Source organism: Serratia sp. CY33802 (assembly GCF_052169095.1).
GTDB classification, from domain to species: Bacteria; Pseudomonadota; Gammaproteobacteria; order Enterobacterales; family Enterobacteriaceae; genus Serratia; species Serratia bockelmannii.
The window spans coordinates 1,160,719-1,184,386 of sequence record NZ_JBJNLL010000002.1 but is presented as its reverse complement, the minus strand read 5'-3'; the positions used below and the strand labels follow the sequence as shown (position 1 = coordinate 1,184,386).

The window sequence follows — 23,668 nt, the reverse complement described above, 5'->3', positions numbered from 1 at the left end:
CTTGTTAAACCGTCACCACCGCCAATCACATGAAATTTCCTGGTAAACGCAAGTCCAAACACTATTTCCCGGTGAGCGCCCGCGATCCGCTTCTGCAGCAGGCTCAGCCCGAAAGTGAAATCAGCACCTCGTATATCGTCGGCATCGATCAGACGCTGGTGGATATCGAGGCGAAAGTGGACGACGCTTTTGTCCAGCGCTACGGCCTGAGCCTGGGCCACTCTCTGGTGATCGAAGACGACGTCGCCGAGGCGCTGTATCAGGAACTGAACGAAAACAACCTGGTTACCCATCAGTTCGCCGGCGGCACCATCGGTAACACCATGCACAACTATTCGGTGCTGGCGGACGATCGCTCGGTGCTGCTCGGCGTGATGTGCAGCAACGTGAAAATCGGCAGCTACGCCTACCGTTACCTGTGCAATACCTCCAGCCGTACCGATCTCAACTATCTGCAGGGCGTAGACGGCGCCATCGGCCGCTGCTTCACGCTGATCGGGGAAAGCGGCGAGCGCACCTTCGCCATCAACCCTGGCCAAATGAACCAGCTGCGCCCGGAAAGCATTCCTGAAGAGGTGATCGCCGGCGCGTCGGCGCTGGTGCTGAGCTCTTATCTGGTGCGCTGTAAGGAGGGGGAGCCGATGAAGGCCGCCACCCTGCAGGCGATCGAATATGCCAAAAAACACGACGTGCCGGTGGTGTTGACGCTGGGCACCAAGTACGTGATCGCCGACAACCCGCAGTGGTGGCGCGACTTCCTGAAGGAAAACGTGACCATTCTGGCGATGAATGAAGACGAAGCGCTGGAGCTGACCGGGCTGAGCGATCCGCTGACCGCCTCGGACATGGCGCTGGAGTGGGTGGATCTGGTGCTGTGCACCGCCGGGCCGAACGGCCTGTATATGGCGGGTTACACCGAAGAAGCCAACAAGCGCCAGACCCAGCACCCGCTGCTGCCGGGGCATATCGCCGAGTTCAACCGCTACGAATTCAGCCGCGCCATGCGCCGCGAGCATTGTGAAAATCCGCTGCGCGTTTATTCGCACATCGCGCCTTATATGGGCGGCCCCGAGAGGATCATGAACACCAACGGCGCCGGCGACGGCGCACTGTCGGCGTTGCTGCACGATATCGCCGCCAACGGCTATCACCGCCATAACGTGCCGAATTCCAGCAAGCACGTGCGCAGTTACCTGACATACTCCTCATTGGCGCAGGTGTGCAAATACGCCAACCGCGTCAGCTACCAGGTGTTGAACCAGCATTCGCCGCGCCTCACTCGCGGCCTGCCGGAGCGCGAAGACAGCCTGGAAGAGTCTTACTGGGAGCGTTAACCCGCTGAAAAAGAAAAGGTCCGGCATGCCGGACCTTTTTTTGTGCGCGCGGGGCGCTTCAGATCGGGCAGCCGCCCATTTTTTCTTCTTCGCTCAGGGTGTCCAGCTGCAGGATGTTCAGCATGCTGTTGGCGATCTCCCGTTCGCCCATCACTACCTGATTGGCGCCGCGATCGGTGATGTAGGCCACCTCGTCGTCGTAGTGGGCGCGGGCGATGATCTCGATGTTCTGGCGCTTGGCGCGCGCCGAGGCGACGATCTCGCCGGCCTCATAGCCGTTGGGGATAGTCAGCAGCAGCCAGCGTGCGCAGTCGAGCCGCGCCAGATCCATCACTTCCGGATTGGCGGCGTTGCCCAACACCGTCTTGATGCCTTGCTCGCGCAGCGCTTCCACCCGCGGGCGGGAGTTTTCGATCACCACCAGCGGAATGCCCGCCTCGGCCAGTTTGCCGCCCAGCAGGCTGCCGACGCGGCCGTAGCCGACCACCAGCGCATGGTTGCACATCTCTACCGGGATCTGCTTCTCTTCTTCCACCGCCTCTTCGAGGATTTGCTCTTCGATGGTTTCGGTCTTGGCCAGATAGCGCTCCAGCAGGGTGAACAACAGCGGGTTGAGCATGATCGACAGGATAGCGCCTGCCAGCACCAGATTGCGACCGTGTTCCGACATCATGCCGAGCGTGATGCCAAGGCCCGCCAGAATAAAGGCGAACTCGCCGATCTGTGCCAGGCTGGCGGAGATGGTCAGCGCGGTGCGCTTGGAGTGGCCGAACATTTTCACCAGCAGGAACGCAGCGGCGGATTTGCCGAACACGATGATCGCCAGCGTCGCCAGCACCGCCAGCGGTTCGTTAATCACGATCATCGGATCGAACAGCATGCCGACCGAGACGAAGAACAGCACCGCGAACGCGTCGCGCAGCGGCAGGGTATCGTGCGCCGCGCGGTGGCTCAGTTCGGACTCGTTCAGCACCATGCCGGCGAAGAAGGCGCCCAGGGCGAAGGAGACGTCGAACAGTTTCACCGCGCCGTAGGCGATGCCGAGCGCCAGCGCCAATACCGCCAGGGTGAACAGTTCGCGCGAGCCGGTGCTGGCGGTTTTCGACAGGATCCACGGTACCAGACGGCGGCCGACCACGATCATCAGCGCGATGAAGGCGATGACCTTGCCGATGGTCAGCGCCAGCTCCATCAGCAGTTGGCCGCTGCTGGCGTTGTTGTTGCCCAGCATGTTGCCGAAGGCCGGCAGTAACACCAGCGTCAGCACCATCGCCAAATCTTCGACGATCAGCCAGCCGATGGCGATTTGCCCGCGCTGGCTGTCGATCAGCTGCCGTTCCTCCAGCGCGCGCAGCAGCACCACGGTGCTGGCGGTGGAGAGACAGAGGCCGAACACCAGCCCGGAGATCAGATCCCAGCCGAGCAGCTTGGACAGCCCCATGCCGAGCAGGGTAGCGACGGCTATCTGCGCCACGGCGCCGGGTATGGCGATAGATTTTACTGCGAGGAGGTCTTTCAAAGAGAAGTGCAGGCCAACACCGAACATCAACAGGATAACGCCGATTTCCGCCAGTTCCGGCGCCAGTGAGGTATCAGCAACGAAACCGGGGGTGAACGGGCCGGCGAGTACCCCTGCGGCCAGATACCCCACCAGAGGGGAGATGCGCAGGCGGTTCGCCAGCATGCCGAGGAGGAAGGCGAGTACTAACCCTCCGACGATGGTGGTAATGAGCGGTGTTGAATTATGCATCCATACTCCTTCTGGCTATGCATCGCGGCACGGGAGAAACGCAACAAAGTTACGAAAAGATACATTTAGTTTATTGCATTTGTTCGCGGCTTGCTTGGCTAATTTGGCCTTTTTTGTAAAAAAGCAGAGGATTTCACTTAAGGCGGGGCAATAAGGGAGTTTTGTGTCAGATAAGCCAAATAACATTGATTTATCCGTAGGATAACCCGGATGAATAAATAATTTCATCCGGGCGGTTCGCGGGGTTATTGCGGTTTATGCTCCATATTGGGCAGTAGCGCGGTAATAATGCCGATCAGCGGTAGGAAAGCACAGATTTGGTAGACCAGTTCGATACTGGTTAAATCGGCGACATAACCAAGAACTGCCGCGCCTAACCCGCCCATACCGAAAGCAAAACCGAAGAATAAGCCGGAAACCATGCCGACTTTACCGGGGATAAGCTCCTGAGCGTAGACCAGAATGGCGGAGAACGCCGAGGCGAGAATAACTCCAATGATCACCGTTAAAATGCCGGTCCAATAGAGTGATGCATAGGGTAAAACAAGGGTAAATGGCGCAGCGCCGAGAATAGAGCCCCAAATAACGTATTTACGGCCTATCTTATCGCCAAGAGGCCCTCCGATAATGGTGCCAGCCGCTACTGCGAACAGGAAGGCGAACAGATGAATTTGCGCATTCTGCACTGAAACGCCGAACTTATGTATCAGATAAAAGGTGTAATAGCTGCTAATGCTGGCCAAGTAGAAGTATTTGGAGAAAATTAGCACCAGAAGAATGCCCAGCGAGTAGGCAACGGTACGTTTTGGCAGCGGTTTCAGCATCGACGGGCTTTTCGGCTGCCCTTTAGTTGCCCGGTGCTGATGTTGATACCACTTGCTGACCTGCAGCAATACCACGATCGCCAGCAGTGCCGCCAGCGTGAACCAGGCGACGTTGCCTTTGCCGTAAGGCGCGATGATCAGCGCGGCCAGCAGCGGGCCGAGCGAGCTGCCGAAGTTGCCGCCGACCTGGAACAGCGACTGCGCCAGGCCGTGTCGTCCGCCGGAGGCCATGCGCGCCACGCGCGAGGATTCCGGGTGGAAGACCGATGAGCCGGTGCCCACCAGCGCCGCCGCCAGCAGCACCAGCGGGAAGGTGCTCGCCACCGACAGCAGCAGCAGGCCGGACAGGGTAAAGCCCATGCCGATCGGCAACGAGTAAGGCTGCGGGTGTTTATCGGTGTAATACCCGATCAGCGGCTGCAGCAGCGAGGCGGTTAGCTGATAGGTCAGGGTGATCATGCCGATCTGCACGAAACTGAGGTGGAAATCGGCTTGCAGGATCGGGTAGATCGCCAGGATCAGCGACTGGATCATATCGTTGAGCAGGTGAGACACGCTGATGGCGCCAAGGATGGAGAAGGCAGTTCCCTTCACCGCACTGCCCTTGGCGGGCGGCATCGCGCTTTGGCTACTGTCGGTCATATTATTATTAGCCTGAGAAGTTGTTGAGCACAGAGATGACATCTTAGGCAGGGCGCCCAATTTTTACCATATCTGAAATAATCAGACTCACATCGCAAAAATTTGAAATCAGCTGTCATTAATTCGCGCTACAATTCCGCCCTCATCATAAAAGCTATTGAATACACGGAGATCCGCCATGCGTTTTTCGCTGAAAACCACCGCATGCGCGCTGGCCGTTTCCCTGACGTTGCTGTCGGGGGCCGCCAGTGCCTGGGAAAAGGATAAGACCTACGCCATCACCATTCTGCATACCAACGATCATCACGGTCACTTCTGGCAGAACGATCACGGCGAATACGGTCTGGGCGCGCAGAAAACGCTGGTGGACGGCATTCGTCAGGAAGTGGCGGCGCAGGGCGGCAGCCTGCTGTTGCTGTCCGGCGGCGATATCAACACCGGCGTGCCGGAATCGGATTTGCAGGACGCCGAGCCGGACTTCCGCGGCATGAACCTGGTGGGCTATGACGCGATGGCGATCGGCAACCACGAATTCGACAACCCGCTGAGCGTACTGCGCCAGCAGGAGAAATGGGCAACTTTCCCGCTGCTGTCCGCCAATATCTATCAGAAAAGCACCGGCCAACGCCTGTTCAAGCCTTACGCCTTGTTCGACAAGCAGGGCATCAAGATTGCCGTTATCGGCCTGACGACCGACGACACTGCTAAGATTGGCAACCCGGAGTACTTCACCGACATGGAGTTCCGCGTGCCGGCGCAGGAAGCGAAGCAGGTGGTGGAGCAACTGCGCAAGGACGAGAAGCCGGACGTGATTATCGCCGCCACCCACATGGGGCACTACGATAACGGCGAACACGGCTCGAATGCGCCGGGCGACGTGGAGATGGCGCGCAGCCTGCCGGCCGGATATCTCGACATGATCGTCGGCGGCCACTCACAGGATCCGGTGTGTATGGCCGGCGACAACCGCAAACAGGTGGATTATGTGCCGGGCACACCGTGCTCGCCGGATCGCCAGAACGGCACCTGGATCGTGCAAGCGCATGAGTGGGGGAAATACGTGGGTCGCGCCGACTTCGAATTCCGCAACGGCGAGCTGAAGCTGGTGCATTATCAGCTGATCCCGGTAAACCTGAAGAAGAAGGTGGAGAAGGCGGACGGCACCAGCGAGCGGGTGTACTACACCCAGCAGATTGCGGAAGATCCGACCATGATGAAGCTGCTGACGCCGTTCCAGGATAAGGGCAAGGCGCAGCTGGGCGTGAAGATCGGCAGCGTCAACGGCAAGCTTGAAGGCGATCGCAGCAAGGTGCGCTTCGTGCAGACCAACCTGGCTCGGGTGATGCTGGCGGCGCAGAGGGAGCGCGCCGACGCCGACTTCGCCGTGATGAGCGGCGGCGGGGTGCGCGATTCGATTGAAAGCGGCGATATCACCTACAAGAACGTGCTCAAGGTGCAGCCGTTTGGCAACACGTTGGTGCATGTCGATATGAAAGGCCGTGAGGTTGAACAGTATCTGGCGGTGGTGGCCAACATGAAGCCGGACTCCGGCGCCTACGCCCAGTTCGCCAACGTCAGCCTAGTGGCGGACGGCAAGGGCGTCAGCGAGGTGAAGATCAACGGCCAGCCGCTGCAGGCGGATAAAACCTACCGCATGGCGACACTGAACTTCAATGCGCTGGGCGGCGACGGCTATCCGAAGCTGGACGGGCTGCCGAGCTACGTCAACACCGGCTTTATCGATGCCGAAGTGCTGAAGCAGTACATCGAGAAACACTCGCCGCTGGATGCGGCGGCCTACGAGCCAAAGGGCGAGATCGTCTATCGATAGAGGTGTAGCGGAACGGCGTTCTCGCTTGTCGCGGGGGCGCCGTGCCCGCCTTCGCGAGCCTCCTCTCCATCAACGCCTTCTGTCGGCGTTGCCGTTTTAGACGGCGTCTTACTTTCGTCTCTCCATATACGCCCTCGCTGGGCAACCCATCATATTCTTGAAAAAAGTGGCGAAGGCGCTGTCGCTGGAAAACGCCAGCTGGCCGGCGACCTCGGATTGGCTCAGCCCTGCGGCCAACATCTCTATCGCTTTGATCAGGCGCCATTGCTGACGCCACTGTTGATAACTGAGACCGGTTTCACGGCGGAAAATCCGGCTGATGGTTTTCTCGGAAGCGCCGCTATAGCGCGATAGCTCGTGCAGCGGCGGAAGCATGTCCAGATTGGCCAGATGGCGCAGGCGCCGGTCGCTGGGCAGCTGCAGCAACGTCAGTTCGCGCGGTGCGGCGGCGATCTCGTCGAGGCAGACCGCCAGAATATTGGCGTGAGGCCCGTGCTGCCAGTCGGTGTCGAAAGCGGCGAACGCGATGCGTTCCAACACCTCGCGCAGCAGCGGCGAGGCTGTCAGTACGGCAAGCTGCGCAGGCAGACAGGCATAGCGATCGGCGTCGAGATAAAGCGAACGGTAACCGACGACGCCGTTGACCTGAACGCGGTGAGCCACCTGCGGCGGGATCCAGGCGACTCTGCCCGGCGGCAGCATACAGATGCTTTGGTTGAGCGTGATGCGCATGCTGCCTTGCTGACAGAACAGCAACTGCCCCCTGTCATGCCAATGCGTGCCCGAGTCGTGCTGCGCCAGTTCGGCGGCGATCCCGAGTACCCCGTTGTCGAGCGTATCCGGATTAAAACTGTCCTGCGCCTGAAGCCACGCCATAGTATGTCCGATTTTGTAAATTTATTGTCTTTTATATTGTAATCGGCACCGGGGAGCTGATGCTACCTTGTGCAGCCTATTCTTGGCTACAGGATCTGTTATGCAACGTAAACTGACGCTGACGTTGGCGACGTCGATGATGATGTTTCCCCAGGTGGTGGAGACCATCTACAGCCCGGCATTGACGCACATTGCGCACGGTTTCCGGGTCAGTGCGGAGATGGCGGCGCAAACGCTCTCTTGTTACTTTTTCGCTTTTGCGCTCGGCGTGGTGGTATGGGGGCGGATGTGCGACGTCATCGGACGCCGTCCCACCATTTTGGCCGGGCTGACGCTCTATCTGCTGGCTTCTCTCGTTGCGCTGTTCAGCGGCAGCTTCAGCATGCTGCTGGCGGCGCGGGTGCTGGCCGCCTTTGGTGCGGCGGTCGGTTCGGTCGGGACGCAAACGGCGATTCGCGATCGCTTCGACGGTTATGAGTTGGCGCGGGTGTTCTCGGTGATGGGGATCGCCATGGCGATCAGTCCGGCGGTTGGCGTGTTGAGCGGCGCAGTGCTGACTTACTATTGGGGCTATCAGGGGGTGTTCGGCGGTTTGGCGCTGTTGGCGGCGCTGTTGTTGGGCTATGCCGGTTGGCAACTGCCGGAGACGCGTCCGCAACAGGTGGTGAAGAGTTCATTTTTCGGCACGCTGGGGCGGATGATCAAGGACGGGGATATTTGGCTCAGTGCGCTGTTGGTGGCGTTGTTCAATATTTGCATGTTCAGCTATTACCAACTGGCGCCATTCCACTTCTCAGCGTTGGGATTGCCGGCGCAGTGGTTCGGTTATACCGGTTTGGTATTGGCGGTCGGAGTGGGTATCGGCGCGGCGATCAACAAGTTTTTGATCGGCAAACGCTGGCTGTTCCCCGCACTGTTGATGCTGGCCTGCGCGCTGTCGCTGACCGGCGGCCTGCTGGTATTGCTGCTGGAAGGGACCTTGTGGTTTGTTCTGCCGATGATGCTGGTGGTGATGGCGTACGGCATCGCCATTCCCAATATTCTGGCGCGCGCGCTGCGCCATTATAAAGACTGCATGGGCACCGCCGGCGCCATCCTTGGCCTGATGTATTACCTGATGCTCGGCGGTGGCCTGGTGCTGGCGGGGCTGTCGCTGCACTTGGGTGCCGTGCTGTCGCTCTGCAGCCTCTGCGTGCTGCTGTTGGCGTGGCGGGTGGCGCACAACGAGCGTCGTTTGGCGTTGCCTGCGCGTAGCTGAATGATAAACGGGGCGGACATTCTCGCCACCGCTGCCTTCCAATGATAGCCTGAGCGACAATTTGGTTTTGATAACGCAAACAGGAAGATGACATGTTGAAAACCGCAGGCTGGCTGCTGCCCGCCATCCTGGCGCTGGCGGGGTGTTCGTCATCCGGCCAAGGTCATGAGCAAACGCTTAGCCAGGCGCTGGCGGCCCTCGGCCAGGACAAGGCGCTGGTTGGGGCGTCGAGCGGCGTGATGGTGCGCGATGCCGAGAGCGGCACCGTGCTGTATCAGGCGCACGCGGAGCAGCGTTTGGCGCCGGCTTCCAACATGAAGATGTTCACTTCTCTGGCGGCGTTCGGCGTGCTGGGGGCGGATTACCGGTTTGAAACCCGGCTGCTGACCACCGGTGAACAGCGCGGCAACACCTTGCAGGGGGATCTCTATCTGCAGGGCAGCGGCGATCCGACGTTGCATCCTGACGATCTCGACACCTTCGCCGCCACGCTGGCGCAGCGCGGCGTTCGCCAGATTCATGGGCGGCTGATCCTGGACGCCAGCGCGTTCGATCAAACGCCATTCGGCGCCGGCTGGAGCTGGGACGATGAACCCTTTGCCTTCGCTGCACCGATCTCGGCGCTAAACTACGCCTTTACCCCCGGCGGCGATATCAACGTGGTGCGGGTGGATGTGCAACCGGGCGCCCGCGCCGGTGCGCCGGGGCGGGTGAGCTTCTATCCCGCCAATGACGCGGTGACGCTGGTCAACCGTACCAGCACCGGCGGCGACACCGCACTGGCGTTCGAGCGCCAACCGGGCAGTAACCGGGTTGTGGTCAGCGGCACCATTGCCGCGCAGGCGGAGGCTCGTTCGCGATTGATCACTGTCGATCAACCCACCCGCGTGGTTGGTGCCTTACTGCAAAATGCCCTGCGCGCGCACGGCATTACCCTGCGCGGTAATGCTGAAGAGGGTGTGACGCCAGCCGGCGCACAGCTGCTGGCGCAAAAAAACTCGCCGCCGCTCTCCCGCCTGATCGTCACCTTCCTGAAAGTGTCCAATAACGGTTACGGTGAGGTACTGACCAAAGCGATGGGCCGCAAAACGCAGGGTAAGGGGGATTGGGCCGCCGGCCTGCAGGCGATCGGCCAGTTTGTGCAAAGCCAGGGCATCGCGGCCGGCGCGTACCGTCAGGTGGACGGTTCAGGGCTGTCGCGCATGAACCAGATCACGCCGCAACAGCTGACGACGCTGCTGTTGGCGGCCAGAAAACAGCCGTGGTTCGCCGACTGGTATCGCGCTTTGCCCGTCGCGGGCCAGCCGGGGTTGCTGGTGGGCGGCACGCTGCAGCACCGTATGGTAAAAAGCGCGGCGGCGGGCCGCGCCCACGCCAAGAGCGGCTCCATGACCGGGGTCTCGTCGCTCAGCGGCTATGTCGATTCGGCGACCGGACGGCCGCTGGCGTTCGCCATTATCAGCAACAACTATCTGGTGCCCGGCGCGGAGGTGAAGGCGCTGGAGGACCGCCTGGTGGAAACGCTGGCAGCCTGTGATGCCACGGTGGTGTGCCGCTGAGTACGCGGCGTCAGTCGCGTTTGGCGATGTCGGCGAAGCTGCCGGCCAGCAGGCGGCACAGATCGGCGGCGGCCAACTCGATGTCCAGCCCGCGTTTACCGCCGGAGACGTAGATGGTGGCGAACGCTTGTGCCGGGCTGTCGATCACCGTCGGCAGCCGTTTTTTTTGCCCCAGCGGGCTGATGCCGCCCACCAGATACCCGGTGACGCGCTGCGCCAGCTGCGGATCGGCCATCTCGGCCTTTTTGGCGCCGAGGGCGCGGGCAACCTTTTTCAGATCCAGCTGGGTGGCGACCGGCGTGACCGCCACCGCCAGGTGTTTGGCGTCGCCGTTCAGCGCCACCAGCAAGGTTTTGTAAACCCGATCGGCATCCAGCCCCAGCTTTCTCACCGCCTCGTCGCCGAAATTAGTTTCGTCGCTGTCGTGGTGATAAGGATGGAGGGTGAAGGCGACCTTTTGTTTTTCAAGCAGAACGACTGCGGGCGTCATGATGTGTTGTCCAAAATGTCCCCAGCGGGGAAGGGGTGATAACCAGTCTTAAAAATACAAAAATCCAACCTGCACGGCAACCTGAGCGGCTGTTACATAAAGCGGGTTGCCAAGATATTCACCGGGTTGCTACCCTGTTTACTGTAACCGTTAACACGGTTGCTATGCGTATAACTAGAATACAAGAAATTCCTCTTTGACTGGCCAATAGTGATATTGGCCACTTTTTTACCCCTGTGGCTGCAGCATCGCCGGCAGGTTATCCTCGCCATACAGGTGCAATGCGCCAACCGCCACCACATAGTCCCCGGCCGGCAGCGCCTCCAGCTGACGCCGCCAGTCGCGATTGCGCTGATGCATCAGCACGTCGTACAGCCCAGCGCTGAAGGTGGCCGGCAGCGTGTCCAGCGTGCCGCGCGGTTTGGCGTCCAGCCACCAGCTCACCATGGTTTGCAGCAGCCGCGCGTTGGTATGCCAGTGTTCCAGCGTATCGCGCAGCAGTGCGATGCCGCCTTCCGGCAGCTGTTCCAGCATTGCCAACTGCTGCTGCGCCCCTTCAAGTTCGATCACCGGTTTGTCCTGCGCCCGGGCGGCCTGCAGCAGCTGATAATCTACGCCGTACTCTGCGCGCAGCCCCAGACGCTGAGCCTGCCGCGCCTGCATCATCAGCGCCACCTGCCAGCCGGGCAGGGTGGCGAAGGCGTGCGGATCGGCGCCCAGTTCGTGGCACAGCGCCAGCAGCTGTTGATACTCTTCGGCGGACAGGCGCTGTTCCAGCTCCGGCTGCTGTTCGGCGTGGTCGAAAGGGGAGGCGGCGCCGGTGATATCGGCTTCGACGATCAGCGCGTCGGCCTGTTGCAGCCGGGCGGCCAGCCGGGGCGGCAGCGGCGACATATCGACGGTGCCCATATGGATGCTGCCCACCAGATGCAGCCGACGTTCGCCCGGCAGGGTGATGTCCAGCGCCGGATAAGCGTAACTTTTGGGCGAGATCAGGCCGAGAAAGGCGGCGAGGCGGCGTAACAGTTGACCCATACGGCGTGGCTCCTGAATAACGGGTGCGCGTTTTCGCGTGCAAGGCGAGGGAAAATCGTCATTCATGCTAAACGCTATCTGCCGCGCAGGGAAGCCCGGAAAACAGCGGGGCGCCTTGACGGCGCCCCGGAGCTTACTTCCTGGGTTTAAAACGCAGCAGCCGGTTGGCGTTGCTGACTACGGTAATCGACGACAGCGCCATTGCGGCACCCGCCACCACCGGGCTGAGCAGTGTGCCGGTCAGCGGGTAGAGCACGCCGGCGGCGATTGGAATGCCCAGCGTATTATAGATAAAGGCGCCGAACAGGTTCTGCTTCATGTTGCGCAGCGTGGCCTTCGACAGCTCCACTGCATCCGCTACGCCATTCAGGCTGTGGCGCATCAGGGTGATGGCAGCGGTCTCGATGGCGATGTCGCTGCCGCCGCCCATCGCGATGCCCACGTCGGCCTGCGCCAGCGCCGGGGCGTCGTTGATGCCGTCGCCGACCATCGCCACGCGTTGGCCCTGCGCCTGCAGCTGTTTGATCGCCGCTGCTTTGCCGTCCGGCAGCACGCCGGCAATCACCCGATCGATACCGGCTTCTTTGGCGATGGCGTTGGCGGTCACCGGGTTGTCGCCGGTCAGCATCACCAGCTGATATCCCTGCTGGTGCAGGCGCTGCAGCGCCGCGATGCTGTCCTCGCGCAGCGGATCGCGAATGGCGAACAGCGCGGCCGGTTTACCGTCAACGGCCAGCAGCACCGGCGTCACGCCGCGTTCGGCCTGGGCGCGCATCGGCGCATCCAGTTCGGCGGTCGCGACCTGATGCTGTTCCAGCAGCGCGGCGTTACCCAGCAGCAACTGCGCGCCGTCGATCTCCCCGCTGACCCCGGCGCCGCGCAGGGTGCGGAACTGCGCCACCTGCGGCAGCGTTTGCCCGGCGGCGCGTTCCATGATGGCGCGCGCCAGCGGGTGGTTGGAGCCTTGTTCCAGCGCGGCGGCCCAGCCGATCGCCTGCTGCTCGCTGACCTGATTGAAGGTCAGGATCTCCACCACCTGCGGTTTCCCTTCGGTCAGGGTGCCGGTTTTGTCGAACACCAGGGTGTCCAACTGGCTGGCCTGTTGCAGGGCGTCGGCGTCGCGAACCAGCACGCCGAACTCCGCCGCGCGGCCGACGCCGGAGATGATCGACATCGGCGTTGCCAGGCCCAATGCGCACGGGCAGGCAATGATCAGCACCGTAGTGGCGATCACCAGCGTATAGACCAGCTGCGGCTGCGGGCCGAAGAAGTACCACATCGCTGCGCTGAACAGGGCGATCGCCACCACCGCCGGCACGAACACCGCCGAGACGCGGTCAGCCAACTGGCCAATCGCCGGTTTACTGCTCTGCGCCTGACGCACCAGTTTGATGATGCGCGCCAGCGTGGTTTGGCTACCGATGGCGGCGGCGCGGAACAGCACGCTGCCGTCGTCGACCACCGTCCCGGCATGCACCGTATCGCCGGGGCCTTTCTGCTGTGGCACCGCTTCGCCGGTCAGCATCGCTTCATCGAGCCAGACTTCGCCCTGCACGATTTCACCGTCGACCGGCACGCGATCGCCGGTGGTCAGCCGCAGCGTCATGCCGAGCTGCACCTCCGCCAGCGGGATATCGCGTTCGTCGTCGTCGGTCACCAGCCGCGCGGTGGGCGGTGTCAGATCCAGTAACCGCTCCAGCGCCTGTGAAGAACGCTGACGAGCGCGCTGCTCCAGCGCATGGCCGAGGTTGATCAAACCGATGATCATCGCGCTGGCCTCGTAATAGAGGTGGCGCGCTTCCATCGGGAAGAAATCGGGCCAAATGTTGACGGCGATCGAGTAAAGCCAGGCGGCGCCGGTGCCGAGTGCCACCAGGGTATCCATGGTGGCGCTGCCGTTCATCAGCGCGCGCCAGGCGTTGCGGTAGAAGTGCCCGCCGGCAAACACCATCACCGCCAGGGTGATGACGCCGACCAGCAGCCAGGGGCGCTGGGTTTCCGGCGTCAGCGTCATGCTGCCGCCGAACAGCCCCCAGGCCATCAGCGGGATACCCAACGCCAGCCCCAGCGCCGCCTGCCAGCTAAAGCGCTTCATGTTGGCGCGTGCGGTCTGCTGTTGGCGTTCGCGACGTTCGGTCTCGTCCTGAATCATCTCGGCACCGTAGCCGGCTTTTTCCACCGCCGCTACCAGTGCCTGCGCATCGGCGGCGCCGGTGACCAGCGCACTGCGCTCCGCCAGGTTGACGCGCGCGTGTTCAACGCCGGGGACGCTTTGCAGCGCATGCTGCACTTTATTGACACAGCTGGCGCAGGTCATGCCGCTGAGCAGCAGCTGTACGCTGTCGTCCGCGTTGTCGGTTGCCGGAAGGGGAGGCTGCGCCGCTGGCTGAACGTCCGGCAACGAAGGTGTTGCGTCAGTCAACGGCTCAGTTTTTGGGACGACGGCACCCGCCACGCTGGCGTGATAACCGGCATGTTCCACCGCGGCGATCAGCGCCTGCGGATCGGCATCGCCGTACACTTTCGCGCTGTCGATCTCGACCTCGGCGGCGAACACCCCCGGCACCGCTTCCAGCGCCTTGCGGGTGCTGCCGACGCAGTGCATGCAGCTCAGACCGCTCAGCTGCAGTTCGGTGTCGGCGCGCGGCGCGACTTCGGCCTGATAGCCGGCGGCGATCACGCTGTCGATCAATGCGCTGTCCGGCGCTTCGCCGGTCACTTTGGCGTAATGAACGTTAACCTCCGCCTGTTCGACATCGCTGCGGCTTTCCAGGGCTTTTTTCACCCGCTGCGCGCAGTTCATGCAGGACAGCCCCTGCAATGCCAGCATAGTGGTGTGTGACATGATTGAACTCCTTGCGTAGAGGCGGTGTTTAAAGGTTGACCGCCTGACCTGTTTTCACTAAGAATGGAGCTTAAACCTTCCAGCAAGGGTAAGGTCAAGGAGGGAAAATGAATATTAGCGACGTCGCGAAAAAAACCGGGTTAACCAGCAAGACGATTCGTTTTTACGAAGAGAAAGCGCTGATTACCGCCCCGATCCGCAGCGACAACGGTTACCGCCACTATTCCGCCAAGCATGTCGAAGAGCTGACGCTGCTGCGTCAGGCGCGGCAGGTGGGCTTCAACCTGGACGAGTGCCGCGAACTGGTGGCGTTGTTCAACGATCCGGCCCGCCACAGCGCCGACGTGAAGGCGCGCACGCTGCAGAAGGTGGCGGAGATCGAAAAGCACATCAGCGAGCTGGGGAACATGCGCCAGCGCCTGCTGACGCTGGCGGAACAATGCCCGGGCGATGAGGGGGCGGAGTGCCCCATCATCAATAACCTGGCGGGGTGTTGTCGTTCGAATTAACGGCTGATGGCGCGGATCACCAGCGTGACCCCTTCCACCGCCACCACTTCCACCTCGGTGCCGGCGGGCAGATCTTCCGCCGCCTGCGCGCGCCAGCTGCTGTCGCCGATATTAATGCGCCCCATACCGTTGTGCATCGGCTCCGTCAGCGTGGCGCGGGTGCCGATCAGCTGGCGGTTGCGCTGGTTGAGCACCGGCGACCCGCCGGATGCGGCTGCCGGGCGCCGACGCAGCCAGTACCACCACAGGTAAGCGACGACGACGGTCAGGACGGCGAAGATCATGCCTTGCCATGCCCAGGAAAGCGGCGGCAGTAGCCAGATCAGGGCGCCGACCAACAGCGCCGCCACACCGCTCCACAGCAGGTAGCCGCCGGCGCCGAGCATTTCCGCCGCCAGCAACACGCCCCCGAGAGAGAGCCAGAACCACAGCGGATTCGCCGCGATCAGTTCGAGCATGATTATTTGCCTTTGCTTTCTTTCAGCAGTTCGGTAATGCCGCCGATCGAGCCGAGCAGGCTGCTGGCGTCCAGCGGCATCATCACCACTTTGCTGTTGTTGGAGGAACCGATCTTTTGCAGCGCGTCGGTGTATTTCTGCGCCACGAAGTAGTTCACCGCCTGAATGTTGCCGCTGGCGATGGCGTCGGATACCAGCTGGGTGGCGCGCGCCTCGGCCTCGGCGGCGCGTTCACGCGCTTCCGCCTGCAGGAACGCCGACTGGCGTTCGCCCTCGGCCTTCAGGATCTGCGATTGTTTCTCCCCTTCGGCGCGCAGAATGGCCGCCTGACGCACCCCCTCTGCCTCCAGAATGTCGGCGCGCTTGGTGCGCTCGGCCTTCATCTGGGCGTTCATCGAGGCGATCAGTTCCGCCGGCGGCCGCACGTCGCGGATCTCGATACGGGTGATTTTCACCCCCCAAGGGTTGGTCGCTTCATCGACGATGTGCAGCAGGCGGCTGTTGATGCTGTCGCGCTGCGACAGCATTTCGTCGAGCTCCATTGAGCCGAGCACGGTGCGGAAGTTGGTCATGGTCAGGTTGACGATCGCCTGTTCGAGGTTGCTGACCTCGTAGGCGGCGCGCGCCGGATCGACCACCTGGATGAAGCACACCGCGTCGATGGCGACGTTGGCGTTATCGCGGGAAATCACCTCTTGGGAAGGGATATCCAGCACCTGCTCCATCATGTTGATTTTGCGGCCGATGCGGTCCATGAACGGCACCACCAGGTTCAGTCCCGGCATCAGCGTTTTGGTGTAGCGGCCGAAGCGTTCTACCGTCCATTGGAACCCCTGCGGCACAATTTTGACGCCGGCGAACACCACAATCAGCGCGACGACGATCACGATGGGAATAAAAGTAAGCATGCAAACCTCCTGTCAGACATATGTAAACAGATATTACGTCAGCGCCGGAAAAATGCCTACTGATACCGCGACTTAATCCAGGGCGCTGACGCAACCCGCGAGCGGTGGATCCCGCGTCTGGAACAGAGTGTTGTCACGACAAGTGTGGCACAGCTGAAAAATAAGTATGCCTAAATGGCATGATTTCAATAATTTTTATTCATTTCATGCTGTTGCTCGCCTTGGCTAGAGTAAAAACACCCCCTGTATTTACCGTCAAAAAGTTGTCATTTTTATTTGCGACTATGCTTTTTGAAATGACATTTCGGCCAAGGATTGTTATGGATTCGCTCAGTGTTGATGAACTCGCCCAGAAGAAGGATCGTTGGTATCGCATTGTGGAGGAGATGTTGGCGGAAGCCGGCGTCGCCATCAACGGCCCGCGCGCCTGGGATATCCGGGTGCATAACCCGGCGCTGTTCAAACGCATTTTGCAGGAAGGCTCGCTCGGCTTCGGCGAAAGCTATATGGACGGCTGGTGGGAGTGCGAACGGCTGGACATGCTGTTCACCCGCATTCTGCAGGCCGGCGTCGATGAACGGTTGCCGAAAAGCCTGAGCGACATCGCGCGCATCGCCTATGCCCGGCTGTTCAATCGCCAATCGCGCAAGCGTGCCTGGCAGGTGGGCAAAGAGCACTACGACATCGGCAACGACCTGTTCCGGGCGATGCTCGATCCTTATATGCAATACTCCTGCGGCTACTGGAAAGAGGCGCAGACGCTGGAGCAGGCGCAGCAGGCCAAGCTCAGGATGATCTGCGAAAAACTGCAGTTGAAACCGGGCATGACGCTGCTGGATATCGGTTGCGGCTGGGGCGGATTGGCGCAGTTTGCGGCGCAAAACTACGGCGTCTCGGTGCACGGCGTGACCATTTCGGCCGAGCAGCAGAAGCTGGCGCAGGCACGCTGCGCCGGGCTGGACGTCGAGATCTTGCTGCAGGATTACCGCGATCTGGATCGTCAGTTTGATCGCATCGTGTCGGTCGGCATGTTCGAGCACGTCGGGCCGAAAAACTACGAGACCTACTTCAGCGTCGCGGCGCGCAACCTGAAGCCCGACGGTCTGTTCCTGTTGCACACTATCGGTTCCAATCAAACCGATCTCAACGTCGACGCCTGGATAGACAAATACATCTTCCCCAACGGCTGCCTGCCTTCGGTGCGGCATATCGCCGAGGCCAGCGAAGGGCGTTTCGTGATGGAGGATTGGCACAACTTTGGCGCCGATTACGATCGCACGCTGATGGCCTGGCTGGAGAATTTCAAACGGGCGTGGCCGGATCTGATGGGCGGTTATTCCGAGCGCTTCGAACGCATGTTCACCTATTACCTGAACGCCTGCGCCGGCGCGTTCCGTTCGCGCAACATTCAGCTGTGGCAGGTGTTGTTCAGCCCGGCGGGCGTGGAGGGCGGGGTGCGGGTCTATCGCTAATCCCCGTCATATTTCAAGCTGGCTGCACGTTCGAGCCCTGGTCACTTAGTTATCTAAGCTCCCAGGGCTTTTCACATTTGCCGCCTGGATGCAGCTTCAAGTATGACGGATATCAGTACAGCAGGGAGTACAGCTGGCGGCGATATTTAGCGGCCAGCGCGTCGCCGGTGCCGAGCGCGGCCAGAATGTCCATCAGGGTTTTGCGCGCGCTGCCGTTGGCGGCGGCCAGATCTTTCTTCAGATGCCCCATCAGCAGTTCCAGCGCTTCTTCGTTACGCCCGACCTGATGCAGCTGCAGCGCCAGCTGCACCGCCAGTTCGACGTTGTCCGGCTGCTGCTGCACCTGTTGTTGCAGCTGCTGGATTTCCGGCGTGTCCGCCGCCTGCTTCAACAGTTCAATCTGCGCCACCAGGCCCTGATAGCGGGTATCGCGATCCTGCAGCGGGATGGTCGCCAGCACAGCTTCGGCATCTTCGCTGCGGCTGAGGGCGATCTGGGTTTCGGCCAACGTCAGACCGATGTCGCTGCGCTGCTGGCTGCTCTGCCAGGCGTCTTTCAGCAGCGGCAGCGCTTCGGCGGCGTTGCCGGCGGCCAGCAATTCTTGCGCCTGCGCCAGTTTCAGATCTTCTTCCTTCGGCAGGAAACGCTGCAGCAAGTCGCGGATCGCTTCTTCCGGCTGCGGGCCCTGGAAGCCATCGACCGGCTGACCGTCTTTAAACAGGTAGACCGTCGGAATCGAACGCAGCCCGAATTGGGAGGCGATCATCTGTTCGGCGTCGCAGTCCACCTTGGCCAGAATGAACTGACCGGCGTATTCCGCCGCCAGCTTGTCCAGCACCGGCGTGAGCTGCAGGCAGTGTTGGCTGCGCTCGGACCAGAAGTAGAACAGCACCGGAATGGACATCGACTGTTCCAGCGTCTGGTGCAGGTTAGTTTCGTTAATATCAACAACAGCTTGAGCTAGCATCTTTTTTCTCTCTGATCGTGCGGAGCCATGGGGTGTAGATGGGGGCGCGCCGCCATTCTTCAACCCCGGCGGGCGAATTAAGCGTTGCTGCGCAGCAGCCAATCCAGACAGCGGCCCGGCAAAATGCGGCGCAGCACGCTCATGGCGTGCGCCAGCAGGGTCACCGGGTAGCGCAATTTGGCGCGCGGGCTTTCCAGCGCGTGGCGCAATTTGGGCAGAATGGCCTCCGGCGGCAGCGTCAGACGCTTGGCGATGCCGGGATTGTGCACTGGCTTGTCGCTCTGCGCCTGGTTGACGTTCTGGCTAAAGTGGGTGGAGATCGGCCCCGGTTCGATCAGGCTGACCTGAATGCCGCTGCCGTGCAGCTCCATGCGCAGCGCGTCCGACCAGGCTTCCAGCGCGAACTTGCTGGCGGCGTAGGCGCCGCGCCCGGCGCTGGAAACCAGGCCCATCACCGAACTGGTCTGAATAATGCGCCCTTCGCCGTGCGGCAACATCGCGGGCAACAACAGTTGGGTCAGTTGGTGGGTGCCGAACAGGTTGGTGGCGAACTGCCGCTCCAGCTGGCTGCGCGAAATGCGGCTGAGCGGGCCGTAAACGCCGAAACCGCCGTTATTGAACAGGCCGTACAGGCGGCCGTCGGTCAGCGCGATCACCTCGGCGGCGGCGCGCTCGACGCTGGCGCTGTCGTCCAGATCCAGCTCGATGCCTTCCAGCCCGAGCTGGCGCATGTTTTCCACGTCCTGCGGTTTGCGGCAGGCAGCCAGCACCCGGTAGCCGCGGTTGCGCAGATCCTGCGCCGCAATCAAGCCAATCCCGCTGGAACAGCCGGTTATCAATACCGCTTTTTGCATAACTTTACCTAGTGTACGACCCTAATTTAGTGAGACTCATGTTTTACTAGAGGCTCCAGGCGCTCCGCCATCCAGGTGGCGATAAACGGCTGGGCATCCCCATTGGGGTGCAATCCGTCATCCTGCATCCATTCCGGCTTCACCACCACCTGTTCCATATAGAACGGCAGCAGCGGAATGTTGAACTGTTTGGCCAGCGCCGGGTAGACGGCGCCGAACGCTTCAGTATAGCGGCGGCCGTAGTTCGGCGGGATGCGGATCTGCATCAGCAGCGGCTGCGCGCCGGCTTGCTGCACCAACGTGATGATTTGGCCGAGATCGCGCTGTACGTCCTGCGCCGGGAAGCCGCGCAGGCCGTCGTTGGCGCCCAGCTCGATCAGCACCCAGCGCGGCTGATGGTGTTTCAGCAGCGCGGGCAGACGCGCCAGCCCCTGTGCGGCGGTGTCGCCGCTGATGCTGGCGTTGACCAGCTGCGGCGCGCCCGATTTTTTCTGCCACTGTTCGGCCAACAGCGTCGGCCACGCCCGCTCGATCGGCAGGCGGTAGCCGGCGCTTAAACTGTCGCCCAAAATCAACAAGGTATCGGCGGCGGCAGCGCGTAAACTGAATAATCCCAACAGCAAAAGGAAGGGAAGATGCCAGCGGAAAACGTTCTTGAAGTTCATCATCTTAGTAAACACGTTGGTCAGGGTGAGCATCAGCTCACCATCCTTACCGGAGTCGAGCTGCTTGTCAAACCCGCGCAGACGATCGCTCTGATCGGCGAATCCGGATCGGGGAAATCGACCTTGCTGGGCATTTTGGCCGGGCTGGATGACGGCAGCGAAGGCGAGGTGCGCTTGCTCGGCGAGTCGCTGACCGCGCTGGACGAAGAGGGGCGCGCCGCGCTGCGCGCCAGGAATGTCGGCTTCGTGTTTCAGTCGTTCATGCTGGTGCCGACGCTGGACGCGCTGGAGAACGTGCAGCTGCCGGCGCTGTTGCGCGGCGAGAGCGACAGACAGAGCCGCGAGCAGGCGGTGCAACTGCTCGATCAGTTGGGGCTGGGGAAACGGCTCGATCACCTGCCGGCGCAGCTGTCCGGCGGCGAGCAGCAGCGCGTGGCGCTGGCGCGCGCCTTCAGCGGCCGACCGCGGGTGCTGTTCGCCGATGAACCGACCGGCAACCTCGATCGTCAGACCGGCGATCGCATCGCCGACCTGCTGTTTTCCCTCAACCGCGATTTTGACACTACCCTGATCCTGGTGACCCATGACGAAACCCTGGCGGCGCGCTGCCAGCGGCGGCTGCGGCTGCGTGAAGGCAAGCTGTGGGAGGAAGCATGATCTGGCGCTGGTTCTGGCGCGAATGGCGCTCGCCGTCGCTGCTGATCGTTTGGTTGGCGTTGACGCTCTCCGTGGCCTGCGTGCTGGCGCTGGGCAGCATCAGCGATCGCATGGACAAAGGGCTCAGCCAGCAGAGCCGTGACTTTATCGCCGGCGATCGGGTGTTGCGCAGCGCGCATCCGGTGCCGGAAGGCTGGCTGCTGGACGCGCAGCAACAGGGGCTGAAGGTGAGTCGTCAGCTGTCGTTCACCACCATGACCTATGCCGGCGATCGGCCGCAGCTGGCGGACGTGAAAGCCACCGATCTGGCCTATCCGCTGTACGGCAAGCTGGAAACTCGCCCGGCCAACATCCAGCCCGAACCGGGCAGCGTGCTGGTGGCGCCGCGTTTGCTGGCGCTGCTGAACGTGACAGTGGGGGATTCGCTCGAGGTGGGCGACACCACGCTGCGCATCGCCGGTGAAATCATTCAGGAGCCGGACGCCGGTTTCAATCCGTTCCAGACCGCGCCGCGCATCATGATCAACCTGGCGGACGTCGATAAGACCGGCGCGGTGCAGCCGGGCAGCCGGCTGACCTACCGCTACATGTTCGCCGGCGCCGAGCCGGATATTCAGCGTTACGAAGCGCGGTTGACGCCGCAGTTGACGCCGGATCAGCGTTGGTTCGGGCTACAGGAGTCCGGCAGCGCGCTCGGCAAGTCGCTGCAGCGCTCCCAACAGTTCCTGCTGCTGTCGGCTCTGCTGACGCTGCTGTTGTCGATCGCTGCCGTGGCGGTGGCGATGAGCCACTATTGCCGCAGCCGCTACGATCTGATTGCGGTGCTGAAAACTCTTGGTGCCGGGCGCGGCGCGCTGCGTAAATTGATCGTCGGCCAGTGGCTGGCGGTGATGGCGCTGGCGGCGGTGTGCGGCGGGGCGATCGGGCTGGCGTTCGAAGCGCTGCTGATTCGCCTGCTGAAACCGGTGTTGCCGGCTGCATTGCCCGCCGCCGGCGCCTGGCCGTGGCTGTGGGCGCTCGGCGCGCTGGTGCTGATTTCGCTGCTGGTCGGGTTGCGGCCGTATCGCCAACTGCTGGCTACCCAGCCGCTGCGGGTGCTGCGCCGCGATGTGGTGGCCAACGTCTGGCCGCTGCGCTACTTCCTGCCGGTGACGGTGGCGATCGTGGTGGCGCTGTTGGTGACGCTGATGGGGGCCAGCACGCTGCTGTGGGCGATCCTGGCGGGTATGGCGGTACTGGCGCTGCTGCTGGGCGGCATCGGCTGGGGCAGCCTGCTGCTGCTGCGCCGCATCACGCTCAAGAGCCTGGCGTTGCGGCTGGCGGTCAACCGCCTGCTGCATCAGCCGTGGGTGACCATCAGCCAGCTGGCGGCGTTCTCGCTGTCGTTCATGCTGCTGGCGCTGCTGTTGGTGCTGCGCGGCGATCTGCTCGAACGCTGGCAGCAACAGCTGCCGCCGGACAGCCCGAACTATTTCCTGCTCAACATGACCGAGGCGCAGGTGCCGCAGGTGAAAACCTTCCTGCAGCAGCACCAGATCAAACCGGAAACCTATTACCCGATCGTCCGGGTGCGCCTGACCGAGATAAACCAGCAGGTGGCGACCGAACGGGTGCATGAAGACGATCCGGGCGGCGAGGCGGTGAACCGTGAGCTGAACCTGACCTGGCTGGCCGAACTGCCGGATCACAATCCGTTGGTGGCGGGCAATTGGCCGCCGAAAAGCGGCGAAGTCTCGATGGATGAAGGTATCGCCGGGCGGCTGAAGATCACGCTGGGCGACACGCTGACCTTCAGCGGCGATACCCAGGCGTTCAGCGCCAAAGTCACCAGCCTGCGCCAGGTGGATTGGGAAAGCCTGAAGCCGAACTTTTACTTTATCTTCCCGCCGGGCGCGCTGGACGGCCAGCCGCAGACCTGGCTCACCAGCTTCCGCTACGACGGCGACGGCCAGATGCTGACCCAGCTCAACCGCCAGTTCCCAACGCTCAGCCTGCTGGACATCGGCGCGATCCTGAAACAGGTCGGCGGCGTGCTGCAACAGGTCAGCCGCGCGCTGGAGGTGATGGTGGTTCTGGTGGTGCTGTGCGGCGGCCTACTGCTGCTGGCACAGGTGCAGGTCGGCATGCGTCAGCGCCGCCAGGAGCTGGTGGTGTACCGCACGCTGGGGGCCGGCAAACGGCTGCTGCGCCGCACGCTGTGGTGCGAGTTCGCCCTGCTGGGGCTGGTGGCGGGCATCGCGGCGGCGGTAGGCGCCGAGGCGGCGCTGTGGCTGCTGCAGAGCCGGGTGTTTGACTTCCCGTGGACGCCGACGCCGGTGCTGTGGTGGGCGCTGCCGCTGGCCAGCGCGCTGCTGCTGTCGCTGTGCGGCGGCTGGCTGGGCGTGCGCCTGCTGCGCGGCCGGGCGCTGTTCCGCAGTTATGAGGGCTGATCTTGCTGTCGCAGGTCCGTTGCCGCCAAGCGTGGCCGGGCCTGCCGTTTTTCTTGGGCGCGTTACTGGTGCTATTCCTCTTCATGCCTACCTTGAGTGAGATCGATTACATTTATGTTGTGTCAATACGGCTACCTTTGATAATCGGTGCAACGGATATCAGGTCGGTTTCGCCTATTTTATGCATTAATTTATAGGGTTATGCATTAATTTATAGGGTTATGCATAAATTAAGCGACTTTATCCACCTTGAAAAACAGCATATCCATTTTTAATGGAATGTAACCGTTTTCACTAATGTGATC

General features: G+C 61.8%; 19 protein-coding genes. 8 read left to right on the top strand and 11 right to left on the bottom strand.

Annotation, left to right across the window (positions count from 1 at the left end):
- Positions 1 to 29: 29 nt before the first annotated feature.
- Positions 30 to 1,334, top strand: a complete 1,305-nt coding sequence (locus ACJ8HA_RS12290; protein WP_025301797.1) for an inosine/guanosine kinase — start codon at positions 30 to 32, stop codon at positions 1,332 to 1,334.
- Positions 1,335 to 1,392: 58 nt separating this feature from the next.
- Here ACJ8HA_RS12290 and ybaL read toward each other — a convergent pair whose 3' ends face one another.
- Positions 1,393 to 3,084: a YbaL family putative K(+) efflux transporter gene (ybaL, locus tag ACJ8HA_RS12285; RefSeq protein ID WP_442515354.1), complete on the bottom strand. Its 1,692-nt coding sequence runs from the start codon at positions 3,082 to 3,084 to the stop codon at positions 1,393 to 1,395.
- Positions 3,085 to 3,329: 245 nt separating this feature from the next.
- Positions 3,330 to 4,550, bottom strand: coding sequence for an MFS transporter (locus ACJ8HA_RS12280; protein ID WP_049206191.1), 1,221 nt, complete (start codon positions 4,548 to 4,550; stop codon positions 3,330 to 3,332).
- A gap of 178 nt (positions 4,551 to 4,728) precedes the next feature.
- On the opposite strand from ACJ8HA_RS12280, the gene ushA reads away from it, so the two are divergent.
- Positions 4,729 to 6,381, top strand: a complete 1,653-nt coding sequence (gene ushA / locus ACJ8HA_RS12275; RefSeq protein WP_025301800.1) for a bifunctional UDP-sugar hydrolase/5'-nucleotidase UshA — start codon at positions 4,729 to 4,731, stop codon at positions 6,379 to 6,381.
- A gap of 108 nt (positions 6,382 to 6,489) precedes the next feature.
- Here the strand turns inward: ushA and ACJ8HA_RS12270 are convergent, their stop codons facing one another.
- Positions 6,490 to 7,257: an AraC family transcriptional regulator gene (locus tag ACJ8HA_RS12270; RefSeq protein ID WP_043135689.1), complete on the bottom strand. Its 768-nt coding sequence runs from the start codon at positions 7,255 to 7,257 to the stop codon at positions 6,490 to 6,492.
- A 100-nt stretch (positions 7,258 to 7,357) separates the two neighbouring features.
- On the opposite strand from ACJ8HA_RS12270, the gene ACJ8HA_RS12265 reads away from it, so the two are divergent.
- Together ACJ8HA_RS12265 and dacB are read left to right on the top strand one after the other, a co-directional pair.
- The gene (locus tag ACJ8HA_RS12265; RefSeq protein WP_193402540.1) at positions 7,358 to 8,515 is read left to right on the top strand and encodes a multidrug effflux MFS transporter; all 1,158 of its coding nucleotides are present in this window, start codon (positions 7,358 to 7,360) and stop codon (positions 8,513 to 8,515) included.
- Between the two features lie 92 nt (positions 8,516 to 8,607).
- A complete protein-coding gene (gene dacB, locus ACJ8HA_RS12260; protein ID WP_060447634.1) occupies positions 8,608 to 10,074 on the top strand; it encodes a D-alanyl-D-alanine carboxypeptidase/D-alanyl-D-alanine endopeptidase in 1,467 nt (488 codons plus the stop codon).
- Between the two features lie 10 nt (positions 10,075 to 10,084).
- Here the strand turns inward: dacB and ybaK are convergent, their stop codons facing one another.
- From ybaK to copA, 3 genes are all read right to left on the bottom strand, one after another.
- Positions 10,085 to 10,564: a Cys-tRNA(Pro)/Cys-tRNA(Cys) deacylase YbaK gene (ybaK, locus tag ACJ8HA_RS12255; protein ID WP_004940240.1), complete on the bottom strand. Its 480-nt coding sequence runs from the start codon at positions 10,562 to 10,564 to the stop codon at positions 10,085 to 10,087.
- Positions 10,565 to 10,792: 228 nt separating this feature from the next.
- Positions 10,793 to 11,599: a TraB/GumN family protein gene (locus ACJ8HA_RS12250; protein WP_025301805.1), complete on the bottom strand. Its 807-nt coding sequence runs from the start codon at positions 11,597 to 11,599 to the stop codon at positions 10,793 to 10,795.
- A 133-nt stretch (positions 11,600 to 11,732) separates the two neighbouring features.
- Complete coding sequence (gene copA / locus ACJ8HA_RS12245) at positions 11,733 to 14,444, bottom strand: copper-exporting P-type ATPase CopA (protein ID WP_127146257.1); 2,712 nt, start codon at positions 14,442 to 14,444, stop codon at positions 11,733 to 11,735.
- Between the two features lie 107 nt (positions 14,445 to 14,551).
- On the opposite strand from copA, the gene cueR reads away from it, so the two are divergent.
- Positions 14,552 to 14,953 (top strand): Cu(I)-responsive transcriptional regulator, encoded by a 402-nt coding sequence (cueR, locus tag ACJ8HA_RS12240; RefSeq protein ID WP_025301807.1) that lies wholly within the window; start codon positions 14,552 to 14,554, stop codon positions 14,951 to 14,953.
- Here the strand turns inward: cueR and ACJ8HA_RS12235 are convergent.
- Positions 14,950 to 15,411: an NfeD family protein gene (locus tag ACJ8HA_RS12235; RefSeq protein WP_025301808.1), complete on the bottom strand. Its 462-nt coding sequence runs from the start codon at positions 15,409 to 15,411 to the stop codon at positions 14,950 to 14,952. The genes cueR and ACJ8HA_RS12235 overlap by 4 nt on opposite strands.
- Before the next feature lie 2 nt (positions 15,412 to 15,413).
- On the bottom strand, positions 15,414 to 16,319 hold the full coding sequence (locus tag ACJ8HA_RS12230; RefSeq protein ID WP_004940203.1) for an SPFH domain-containing protein: 906 nt from the start codon (positions 16,317 to 16,319) through the stop codon (positions 15,414 to 15,416).
- Positions 16,320 to 16,639: 320 nt separating this feature from the next.
- Between ACJ8HA_RS12230 and cfa the strand changes: the two genes are divergently transcribed.
- Positions 16,640 to 17,791 (top strand): cyclopropane fatty acyl phospholipid synthase, encoded by a 1,152-nt coding sequence (gene cfa / locus ACJ8HA_RS12225; RefSeq protein WP_025301809.1) that lies wholly within the window; start codon positions 16,640 to 16,642, stop codon positions 17,789 to 17,791.
- 112 nt (positions 17,792 to 17,903) lie between these two features.
- Here cfa and ACJ8HA_RS12220 read toward each other — a convergent pair whose 3' ends face one another.
- The 3 genes from ACJ8HA_RS12220 to tesA form a co-directional block, all read right to left on the bottom strand.
- Positions 17,904 to 18,758, bottom strand: a complete 855-nt coding sequence (locus ACJ8HA_RS12220) for a co-chaperone YbbN (RefSeq protein ID WP_025301810.1) — start codon at positions 18,756 to 18,758, stop codon at positions 17,904 to 17,906.
- Between the two features lie 77 nt (positions 18,759 to 18,835).
- Positions 18,836 to 19,612 (bottom strand): SDR family oxidoreductase, encoded by a 777-nt coding sequence (locus ACJ8HA_RS12215; protein WP_004940195.1) that lies wholly within the window; start codon positions 19,610 to 19,612, stop codon positions 18,836 to 18,838.
- Between the two features lie 26 nt (positions 19,613 to 19,638).
- Positions 19,639 to 20,277 carry a multifunctional acyl-CoA thioesterase I/protease I/lysophospholipase L1 gene (tesA, locus tag ACJ8HA_RS12210; protein WP_161781779.1) on the bottom strand — a complete coding sequence of 213 codons (639 nt, stop codon included), beginning with the start codon at positions 20,275 to 20,277 and terminating at the stop codon, positions 19,639 to 19,641.
- Here tesA and ybbA point away from each other — a divergent pair.
- Both ybbA and ybbP read left to right on the top strand, forming a co-directional pair.
- Complete coding sequence (ybbA, locus tag ACJ8HA_RS12205; RefSeq protein ID WP_164063568.1) at positions 20,248 to 20,934, top strand: putative ABC transporter ATP-binding protein YbbA; 687 nt, start codon at positions 20,248 to 20,250, stop codon at positions 20,932 to 20,934. The genes tesA and ybbA overlap by 30 nt on opposite strands.
- Positions 20,931 to 23,363, top strand: coding sequence for a putative ABC transporter permease subunit YbbP (ybbP, locus tag ACJ8HA_RS12200; protein ID WP_442515353.1), 2,433 nt, complete (start codon positions 20,931 to 20,933; stop codon positions 23,361 to 23,363). Before ybbA ends, ybbP begins: the two co-directional genes overlap by 4 nt.
- Positions 23,364 to 23,668 lie beyond the last annotated feature (305 nt).

Bases quoted from the DNA above. Each gene is read 5' to 3' on its own strand.
- ACJ8HA_RS12290 (WP_025301797.1), top strand. From the start codon at position 30: ATGAAATTTCCTGGTAAACGCAAGTCCAAACACTATTTCCCGGTGAGC.
- ybaL (WP_442515354.1), bottom strand. From the start codon at position 3,084: ATGCATAATTCAACACCGCTCATTACCACCATCGTCGGAGGGTTAGTA.
- ACJ8HA_RS12280 (WP_049206191.1), bottom strand. From the start codon at position 4,550: ATGACCGACAGTAGCCAAAGCGCGATGCCGCCCGCCAAGGGCAGTGCG.
- ushA (WP_025301800.1), top strand. From the start codon at position 4,729: ATGCGTTTTTCGCTGAAAACCACCGCATGCGCGCTGGCCGTTTCCCTG.
- ACJ8HA_RS12270 (WP_043135689.1), bottom strand. From the start codon at position 7,257: ATGGCGTGGCTTCAGGCGCAGGACAGTTTTAATCCGGATACGCTCGAC.
- ACJ8HA_RS12265 (WP_193402540.1), top strand. From the start codon at position 7,358: ATGCAACGTAAACTGACGCTGACGTTGGCGACGTCGATGATGATGTTT.
- dacB (WP_060447634.1), top strand. From the start codon at position 8,608: ATGTTGAAAACCGCAGGCTGGCTGCTGCCCGCCATCCTGGCGCTGGCG.
- ybaK (WP_004940240.1), bottom strand. From the start codon at position 10,564: ATGACGCCCGCAGTCGTTCTGCTTGAAAAACAAAAGGTCGCCTTCACC.
- ACJ8HA_RS12250 (WP_025301805.1), bottom strand. From the start codon at position 11,599: ATGGGTCAACTGTTACGCCGCCTCGCCGCCTTTCTCGGCCTGATCTCG.
- copA (WP_127146257.1), bottom strand. From the start codon at position 14,444: ATGTCACACACCACTATGCTGGCATTGCAGGGGCTGTCCTGCATGAAC.
- cueR (WP_025301807.1), top strand. From the start codon at position 14,552: ATGAATATTAGCGACGTCGCGAAAAAAACCGGGTTAACCAGCAAGACG.
- ACJ8HA_RS12235 (WP_025301808.1), bottom strand. From the start codon at position 15,411: ATGCTCGAACTGATCGCGGCGAATCCGCTGTGGTTCTGGCTCTCTCTC.
- ACJ8HA_RS12230 (WP_004940203.1), bottom strand. From the start codon at position 16,319: ATGCTTACTTTTATTCCCATCGTGATCGTCGTCGCGCTGATTGTGGTG.
- cfa (WP_025301809.1), top strand. From the start codon at position 16,640: ATGGATTCGCTCAGTGTTGATGAACTCGCCCAGAAGAAGGATCGTTGG.
- ACJ8HA_RS12220 (WP_025301810.1), bottom strand. From the start codon at position 18,758: ATGCTAGCTCAAGCTGTTGTTGATATTAACGAAACTAACCTGCACCAG.
- ACJ8HA_RS12215 (WP_004940195.1), bottom strand. From the start codon at position 19,612: ATGCAAAAAGCGGTATTGATAACCGGCTGTTCCAGCGGGATTGGCTTG.
- ybbA (WP_164063568.1), top strand. From the start codon at position 20,248: ATGCCAGCGGAAAACGTTCTTGAAGTTCATCATCTTAGTAAACACGTT.
- tesA (WP_161781779.1), bottom strand. From the start codon at position 20,277: ATGAACTTCAAGAACGTTTTCCGCTGGCATCTTCCCTTCCTTTTGCTG.
- ybbP (WP_442515353.1), top strand. From the start codon at position 20,931: ATGATCTGGCGCTGGTTCTGGCGCGAATGGCGCTCGCCGTCGCTGCTG.